The organism is Acidiferrobacteraceae bacterium (genome assembly GCA_037388825.1).
Classification (GTDB): Bacteria; Pseudomonadota; Gammaproteobacteria; order Acidiferrobacterales; family JAJDNE01; genus JARRJV01.
Genome location: JARRJV010000100.1, coordinates 1 through 7276 on the forward strand (window position 1 = coordinate 1; position 7276 = coordinate 7276).

10 protein-coding genes are annotated in these 7276 nt (G+C 59.2%); 8 read left to right on the plus strand and 2 right to left on the minus strand.

What is annotated here, in order from left to right; all coding sequences use genetic code 11:
* A partial coding sequence (locus P8X48_12410; GenBank protein ID MEJ2108107.1) for a hypothetical protein occupies positions 1 to 920 on the minus strand: 920 nt, incomplete at its 3' end.
* A gap of 258 nt (positions 921 to 1178) precedes the next feature.
* Here P8X48_12410 and P8X48_12415 point away from each other — a divergent pair.
* Positions 1179 to 1742 carry a DUF1697 domain-containing protein gene (locus P8X48_12415; protein ID MEJ2108108.1) on the plus strand — a complete coding sequence of 188 codons (564 nt, stop codon included), beginning with the start codon at positions 1179 to 1181 and terminating at the stop codon, positions 1740 to 1742.
* Here P8X48_12415 and arfB read toward each other — a convergent pair.
* A complete protein-coding gene (gene arfB / locus P8X48_12420) occupies positions 1739 to 2167 on the minus strand; it encodes an alternative ribosome rescue aminoacyl-tRNA hydrolase ArfB (GenBank protein MEJ2108109.1) in 429 nt (142 codons plus the stop codon). The two genes, P8X48_12415 and arfB, sit on opposite strands and share 4 nt — an antisense overlap.
* A gap of 383 nt (positions 2168 to 2550) precedes the next feature.
* On the opposite strand from arfB, the gene P8X48_12425 reads away from it, so the two are divergent.
* From P8X48_12425 to P8X48_12455, 7 genes are all read left to right on the plus strand, one after another.
* Positions 2551 to 3087 carry a hypothetical protein gene (locus tag P8X48_12425; protein ID MEJ2108110.1) on the plus strand — a complete coding sequence of 179 codons (537 nt, stop codon included), beginning with the start codon at positions 2551 to 2553 and terminating at the stop codon, positions 3085 to 3087.
* 129 nt (positions 3088 to 3216) lie between these two features.
* The gene (locus P8X48_12430) at positions 3217 to 3546 is read left to right on the plus strand and encodes a metalloregulator ArsR/SmtB family transcription factor (protein MEJ2108111.1); all 330 of its coding nucleotides are present in this window, start codon (positions 3217 to 3219) and stop codon (positions 3544 to 3546) included.
* A complete protein-coding gene (locus P8X48_12435) occupies positions 3543 to 3974 on the plus strand; it encodes an arsenate reductase ArsC (GenBank protein MEJ2108112.1) in 432 nt (143 codons plus the stop codon). Before P8X48_12430 ends, P8X48_12435 begins: the two co-directional genes overlap by 4 nt.
* A 21-nt stretch (positions 3975 to 3995) precedes the next feature.
* Positions 3996 to 5066 (plus strand): ACR3 family arsenite efflux transporter, encoded by a 1071-nt coding sequence (gene arsB / locus P8X48_12440; protein MEJ2108113.1) that lies wholly within the window; start codon positions 3996 to 3998, stop codon positions 5064 to 5066.
* 296 nt (positions 5067 to 5362) lie between these two features.
* Positions 5363 to 5965 carry a dual specificity protein phosphatase family protein gene (locus P8X48_12445; protein MEJ2108114.1) on the plus strand — a complete coding sequence of 201 codons (603 nt, stop codon included), beginning with the start codon at positions 5363 to 5365 and terminating at the stop codon, positions 5963 to 5965.
* The gene (locus P8X48_12450; GenBank protein MEJ2108115.1) at positions 5962 to 6411 is read left to right on the plus strand and encodes a cytochrome c; all 450 of its coding nucleotides are present in this window, start codon (positions 5962 to 5964) and stop codon (positions 6409 to 6411) included. Before P8X48_12445 ends, P8X48_12450 begins: the two co-directional genes overlap by 4 nt.
* A gap of 7 nt (positions 6412 to 6418) precedes the next feature.
* Entirely contained in the window at positions 6419 to 7177 is a 759-nt protein-coding gene (locus P8X48_12455) for a CPBP family intramembrane metalloprotease (protein MEJ2108116.1), read from the plus strand.
* The last annotated feature ends 99 nt before the right edge of the window (positions 7178 to 7276 follow it).

Here is a 7276-nt window from a genome sequence, read left to right on the forward strand (position 1 = left end):
CGGGCATGGACACTGACCATGTTGTTGCTGTTGGCGAACGGATGCTCGTACTGGGTGTCGACGGCGGTGTCGGTGAACTTGTCCGCCGGACCGGCGGCGCCTCCCGCCACTGAGTAGGTGGAGGCCTGCATGCCGTAGGTACCGATCATCAGCTCATCGCCGCCGCTCATGGTCGTGTGCCAGGCCAGACGCCAGTAGGGGGCGAGGCCGCGGATGCGCACCGGATCCGCTGAGCCACCGGGGGCATCAAACTCGTTGGTTTCACGATAGGCGGTCAGCTCCGTGTAGATGCCGTTGCCCCAGTCGGCATACCCGCCGATACCTGCAACGTTCTGGGCCAGGGCGTCTGCAACCACCGGGGCCGCGATGTCGGCGCCGTGGGTGAAGGGATAGCCCCAGGCCGGGGTGGAGTTCCACAGGTCCTGCACCGTCGGGCTGTTATTGACCGTTACGCCGATGGTCGTTCCACCCGAGTGAGTGGCATAGCGGATATCCGTGTTGTCGAGTTCGAAGTTGCCACCTTGTTCCAGGGTCATCTGGATAAAGGACCCCATCTTGGGCGAGATCTCACCGGCAAAGAACAGGCTGAACTCGTTCGGCAGCAGGTATTCGTCACCGTTGGCCTTGCTGGTCTGGAACTGGGTCTGCAGCATGGCGGACATGGGCGGGATCCCGCTCAGCTTCAGTCCGCTGGCGGCCGGGGTGGACGTGGACTGCACCTCCTTGATCCCTGTCAGCGTGTAGCCGTTCATCTTGAACGAGCGGCCGAAGGCCGTCAGCTCCGGGTATACCGTGTGACAGGCCGCGCATGCCATGCCCGTCTGGCGGGCGTAGCTAGGAACGGCATGTGCATTGATGCTAAATAGCATGAAGGGCAGGGCGAAGACTGTTGCCCCGATGAGATTTCTTTTACTGGCCATGGTCCTTCCCTCATAAACTGCGTTTTTGTTAAGAATCCCGACTTGCGTCAGGCGGTCGTAGGTATTCAATACCTACGGCATTCGAGGGTAATTGATATATATCAACGTCCGCTAATATTTCTTTGTATGTGTCTATTGCGTTACTTAATCTTAACGAACTCTTAAGATTTGCCTGGTGATTGCTACGATATAAAAAACTTTTTGCCACTCGTGTAGCAAGCGGTAGTCACGCAACCACACTTACTGATAATCGATTCCATGACAGCAAGGGTGCTTTTGACGAGTTACATCGCAATGCTTCGGGGCATCAACGTAGGCGGCCAGAAGCGAATCAGAATGGATGACTTGCGTGCCCTGATGCAAGGGCTCGGCTACGGGCGCGTGCGTACCTATATACAAAGCGGCAATCTGTTGTTCGAAGGGCGGAAGGGTACTGCGCGTTCTCACGAGGGAAGGATCGAACAGGCGATTGCCGATCAATACGGCTACCAGGTAGCCTGCCTGATTCGTACGGCTCCCGAGATGAAGGAGATTGCGTCGGCGAATCCGTTCCTCCAAAGGAGCGGTTATGATCCGGCCAAATTCCATGTGACGTTTCTCGACGGCCTTCCGAAGCCGAACCTCGCAAAGGAACTGGCGGAGGTCGTGAGCGGCAAGGATGAGATCCGTGTTCGGGGCGGGGAGGTCTATCTCTTCTGTCCCAACGGGTATGGCAAGACCCGCTACAGCAATACCTTTATTGAACGAAAGCTTGGTCTCAGTGCAACCACGCGCAACTGGAGGACAGTCAGGCAATTGCTGGAGATGGCTTCCGCGCCTTAGGTGTCGTTGTCCTGGCTCACGCGCCGACGCGAACGCTTGGTGTCCGATCGTGATCGCTTTTCCGCCAGCCGGCGCTCGACCGCCGCGCGCCCCGGGACCGTCTTCCGTCGTGGTTTTGGTCGCGCCGTCGCGCGTCGCAAGAGCTCCGCAAGGCGATCCAAGGCATCGCGCCGATTCCGTTCCTGCGTGCGGAAGCGGCGTGCGTCTATGACAATTACGCCGGCGTCGTTCAGTCGCTTCCCGGCGAGCGCCATCAGACGTTCGCGAATGTCCTCGGGCAGGGAGGGTGAGTGTGCGGCATCGAATCGCAGCTGGACCGCGGTGGCAACCTTGTTGACATTCTGTCCCCCGGGGCCCGAGCTGCGGATAAATTGAAACTCCAGCTCCTTCTCCGGGACGAAAATGTTCTTGCCGATACGAATCATTGTCGAATCCTGTGGCGGCGCATCCGGCCAGACCGCGAACACTGATGGAAGTGAAGCCGAGGGGCATTGATTTGTCCGGCTTCACGGACACGGGGAACCGACCGAAGGAGGGCGGGGTCGAGGAAACAGGATAATCTTCGCTCAAGGGACCGGCGAGGCGTCTACATTTCAATGACTTTTACGAAATCTTCCGACATCGTCCCGGCTGGGGCGCATATGATGATCGCGACCGGCGAGATGGTACCCGGGACTTACCAGTGGGACGCTCGCGGACTATCATCAGGGAAGGCTGTTCGGGAAAACACAGATTTCACAGGGGCTTGCGACGGCTGCAGCGGGAACGTCCTCCGTACGGGGCAGATCTGAATGCGATCGAGGAACTTATGAAATATAGCAATGCAATCCGGGTGGCTGGCGTCATCCTGGGGCTGGCCCTGGTTCCAGGGGCTTTTGCACAGCAAATGGAAGGGGAAGTCTTCAAGACCGAGTTCGTGGGCTTCACTTACAGCGAATTGCCGGACTACGTGAAGAGTCTTGGTGGAATGGTCGTTCCAGCACAAGGGGAGAAGGAGTATGCGGTCAGCTGGGTCGAGAAAACCGATCCGCAGACAAAGAAGAAGGAGCAACTACTTTGGCTGGAACAGATTACGCACCGCGTGAAAGGAGAGGCCCACTACAAGGTTCTGGCTGTGGTGCGTGTCCCCAGGTATGGAAAGAACGAGGTGCTGGCGATGGGGAGCTGTCGTACGGGCAATGTCCAGGACGGCGGGGATGGCCGTACCATTGCCATCGTCAGGGAAGAGAACAAGAAGATCCTGGACAAGATCCGCGTCGCCTGGCGGGCCGACCCGGAGCATTCGCGGTTCGTATTTCCGGACCGGCACAAGGTCCGTTGCCTGAACGAGGGCCCGGGAGACTGAGCCTCCCTCCTTCTGTGCAAATCGCGACATGCCCGCGCGTGAGTCTGCCGCAGCACAACCCTGATTGCTGATCTTCCCGCTTCGCAGCCCGGGCTTGTGTTGGGCAATTATTTCGAATATTCTAGAAATATGGAAATTATTACCGCTGTTGCTTCGCTTGGCGCCTTGGCCCAGAACACCCGGCTCGCAGCCTATCGGCTGCTGGTTCAGACGGGCGAGGAGGGTTTGTGCGCGGGCGATATCGGCACCCGCCTGGACATCCCGGCCGCCACGCTCTCGTTTCACCTCAAGGAGCTGCTGCGCACGGGTCTGGTCACGAGTCGGCAGGATGGTAGGCGGATCATCTATCGCGCCAATTTTTCCGTCATGCATGACCTGATCGATTACCTGAGCGAGAATTGCTGCGGCACCGACGTATCCGCCTGTGCCCCGGCGACAGCGAAGAAGAAACGCTCATGACCGGGGCTGTTTCCCCTCCCACGGTGCTGATCCTCTGTACAGGCAATTCCTGCCGTTCGCAGATGGCCGAGGCGCTGCTCAATCATGACCTGGCCGGCCGGGTCCACGCGATCTCGGCCGGAACGCGGCCCCAGCCAGTGGTGGCGGAGTTCGCGCTCGAAGCGCTGAAAAAGATCGGGATTCCCGCGGCGGGCCTGCGCCCCAAGGACGTGGACAGTGTGATGGATGAACCGATCGATCTGGTGATCACCGTATGTGACAACGCGCGTGAGACCTGTCCCGTGTTTCCACGTCCGGTCCGATCCATTCACTTGCCGTTCCATGACCCCCACGGGGAACCACTGGAAAGCTTCGAGCACGTGCGGGACGAGATTCGGCACCGGCTGCTTCCCGTCGTCTGTGCGGAACTGGGCATCAACAATTCATGAACTGTCTTTTCGGAGTCTAGAATGTCCACCTCTGGTGAAGTTGCGGCCGATGGAGCGGGCGCCGATTTGGGATTCTTTGAGCGCTATCTGACCGTTTGGGTCTTCCTGTCCATCCTGGTCGGGGTTGGTTTGGGCCGATTGGCGCCCACCGGCGTTGAGTACCTGGGCAGACTGGAAGTGGCGAAGGTCAATCTGCCCGTGGGCGTGTTGATCTGGTTGATGATCATTCCCATGCTCATGAAGATCGATTTCGGGGCCTTGCACGAGGTCCGGCGTCACTGGCGCGGTATCGGTGTGACGCTGTTCGTGAACTGGGCGGTAAAACCGTTTTCCATGGCGTTTCTTGGATGGTTGTTCCTGCGCGTTCTGTTCGCGCCCTGGCTGCCGGCCATGCAGATCGACAGCTACATCGCGGGCCTCATTCTGCTTGCGGCAGCGCCCTGTACTGCCATGGTGTTCGTCTGGAGCCACTTGTCCCGGGGGGACCCGCTGTTTACCCTCAGCCAGGTTGCGCTCAACGATACGATCATGGTGTTCGCATTTGCGCCGATTGTGGCCCTGCTGCTTGGCGTGGCGTCGATCTCGGTTCCGTGGGCAACGCTGTTGTTGTCCGTTGTCATGTATATCGTGATTCCGCTGGTCGTGGCCCAGGCCGTGCGCAGGTTTCTCCTGCGGCGGGGACCATCGCAGTTTCAACAGGTACTCGATCGCCTGCATCCGGTGGGCATTGTGGCGCTGCTTGCCACGCTGGTATTGCTGTTTGCGTTTCAGGGGGATGCCATCATCAGACAACCGGTGATCATTGCCATTCTGGCGGTTCCTATCCTGATTCAGGTCTATTTCAATGCCATGCTCGCTTATTGGCTGAATCGGAAGGCGGGTGAGGTCCATAGCGTGGCGGCTCCATCGGCCCTGATCGGGGCGTCGAACTTCTTCGAACTGGCAGTGGCCGCCGCGATTTCCCTGTACGGACTGGAGTCGGGTGCGGCCCTGGCGACGGTGGTTGGCGTCCTGATTGAGGTTCCGGTCATGCTCTCCGTCGTCCGCATCGTGAATCGCACCAGGTCCTGGTACGAGGCCGGAATTCACTAGCCGGTGTCGGCATCGCAGGTCCATTGACCGCAGGTCCCGGTTTGTCCACTATTAGCATCCAGCCGGTTTCCGTTCCATTCCGTCATTCTCTCCACGTATCTTTGTCCGGCTTGTGATGAGGTGATCACGTCTGGAAGGATCAGGTGCATGCCTTTGATCGCGCCCGGGCGGTGCAGGGGCAGCTGCAAGAGGCGAGTGATCGCAAAAAAAGAAAGATCGATGAGCAGACTGAATCATCCGAAAGATTCATCCCGGGTTCGCGGTCGCCAGCCAGCATGCCTGTGAACAGTCATTCGATGCCAACACGAAGATCCCGGGTCCCGTTCCACAGGGTCCTTTGTTGTGCCCTGTTTCTTGCCATTGCCGTCACGGCCCAGGCCTCGGGGCGGGATCCCGATTGGGCGCAGCCCCTGCATCGGACCGGCGTGCCGAACTTCTATCGCGTGAGCGCGAATCTGTATCGGAGTGCCCAGCCCGATGCCGACGGAATGAAGGCACTCAAGGCCATGGGGATTCGTACGGTTGTGAATCTGCGTACTTTTCACTCGGACCGCGAGCTGCTTGCCGGTACCGGGCTCGATTCCGAGCACATCTATATGAAGACCTGGCATCCAGAGGAAGAAGACGTCGTGCGGTTCCTTCGCATTGTTGCCGATCCGGCGCGCCGGCCGGTACTGGTGCATTGCCAGCATGGTTCCGACCGCACCGGAATGATGGTTGCCTTCTACCGCGTGATCGTTCAGGGCTGGAGCAAGGAGAAGGCGGCCCGCGAGATGACAGAGGGCGGCTACGGCTTCCATGAAATCTGGCAGAACCTCGTCCATTGGTTCGACGATGCAGATTTGTCGAGAATCCGCCGGGAAGCCGGCTTGGCGAACAAAGGAGAATTGGTACGATGAATGACATTCGAACCGCAGGACACAGGCGATCGGTAATGATTGCGATAGTCGCAGTGCTAACTGCGCTTCTGGTTCCCGCGGCCCATGCGGATTCGAGGCAGTTGGTGAAACTCCCGGAGATGATGCAGGAACACATGCTTTCCAATATGCGCGATCATCTGGCGACCCTGAACGATATCCTGCATGCCCTCGCAGACAAGGATCTGGATCGGGCCGCGAAAGAGGCGGAACAGCGCCTGGGAATGAGTTCTCTCGAACGCCACGGTGCCTCGCACATGGCGCCCTTCATGCCGAAGGAAATGCAGGCAATGGGTACGGCCATGCACCGTGCCGCGAGCCGTTTCGCGGTGACGGCGCAGGAAGGGGATCTCGTATCCACCTACCGCGCACTCAAGGATGTGACTGCCGCCTGCGTCGCCTGCCATACGTCGTATCGTATTCGCTAGTTCCAAGATGAACGACGGGCCTGTCGAATCCCAAGCTGCGCGCGTTGGTCCCTGGGGTCTGCCGGCAACGATCGGGTTCGCCCTGCTTGTGGGCGCGGTGTATATGCTGCTCCAGTTCGCCGTACTGGTGATCCTGGTCGGGATTGGCGGACATCCGAAAGGGCCAGCGGCAGGCGCCCACGGCATGGCATCGCTGCGCAATTACGGAGACGTGCTGACTTTCGGTCTTCTGGGAAGCGCCATAGGTGCGGGTACCCTTTTGTTGCTGATCGTCCGTGCCCGTCGTGGTCTGGCGGCAGGTGACTACCTCGCCTGGCGACGCATTTCTTTCCCGGCGATTGCATTCTGGCTCGGTACCCTGGTGCTCTACGTTTTGGCCTGGGAGTTCCTTGCGAGCTTCTTCGGGCGCGAACAGATTCCCGGCTTCATGCGTTCGGCCTATACGAGCGCGAGTTTCATTCCCTTGTTGTGGATCGCCATTATCTTCGTGGCCCCCCTGTTCGAAGAACTCTTTTTCCGTGGTTTTCTTTTTGCAGGGATAGCGGCGTCCCGGCTGGGCGCGACCGGCGCCGTGATACTGACCGCCGGATTGTGGGCCGGCCTGCATATGCAGTATGACCTGTATGACATGACGTCCGTATTCCTGCTCGGTTTGCTGTTCGGAATGGCCCGCCTGCGGAGCGGTTCCCTCTGGCCTTCCCTGTCCATGCATATGTTGGCGAATCTGGTGGCGACGGTGGAGACCGCGGCGAAACTGATGAGGTAAGATGTTTGCTCCGGAACCTGCTACAGGCCGCCGGACGTATCTGGGGCAAAGGAGGTCAGAATGGGCAAACCGGATGTGGTTCCGCTGCAGCCGCAAGAG

Bases quoted from the DNA above. Each gene is read 5' to 3' on its own strand.
- P8X48_12415 (MEJ2108108.1), top strand. From the start codon at position 1,179: ATGACAGCAAGGGTGCTTTTGACGAGTTACATCGCAATGCTTCGGGGC.
- P8X48_12425 (MEJ2108110.1), top strand. From the start codon at position 2,551: ATGAAATATAGCAATGCAATCCGGGTGGCTGGCGTCATCCTGGGGCTG.
- P8X48_12435 (MEJ2108112.1), top strand. From the start codon at position 3,543: ATGACCGGGGCTGTTTCCCCTCCCACGGTGCTGATCCTCTGTACAGGC.
- arsB (MEJ2108113.1), top strand. From the start codon at position 3,996: ATGTCCACCTCTGGTGAAGTTGCGGCCGATGGAGCGGGCGCCGATTTG.
- P8X48_12455 (MEJ2108116.1), top strand. From the start codon at position 6,419: ATGAACGACGGGCCTGTCGAATCCCAAGCTGCGCGCGTTGGTCCCTGG.
- P8X48_12430 (MEJ2108111.1), top strand. From the start codon at position 3,217: ATGGAAATTATTACCGCTGTTGCTTCGCTTGGCGCCTTGGCCCAGAAC.
- P8X48_12450 (MEJ2108115.1), top strand. From the start codon at position 5,962: ATGAATGACATTCGAACCGCAGGACACAGGCGATCGGTAATGATTGCG.
- arfB (MEJ2108109.1), bottom strand. From the start codon at position 2,167: ATGATTCGTATCGGCAAGAACATTTTCGTCCCGGAGAAGGAGCTGGAG.
- P8X48_12445 (MEJ2108114.1), top strand. From the start codon at position 5,363: ATGCCAACACGAAGATCCCGGGTCCCGTTCCACAGGGTCCTTTGTTGT.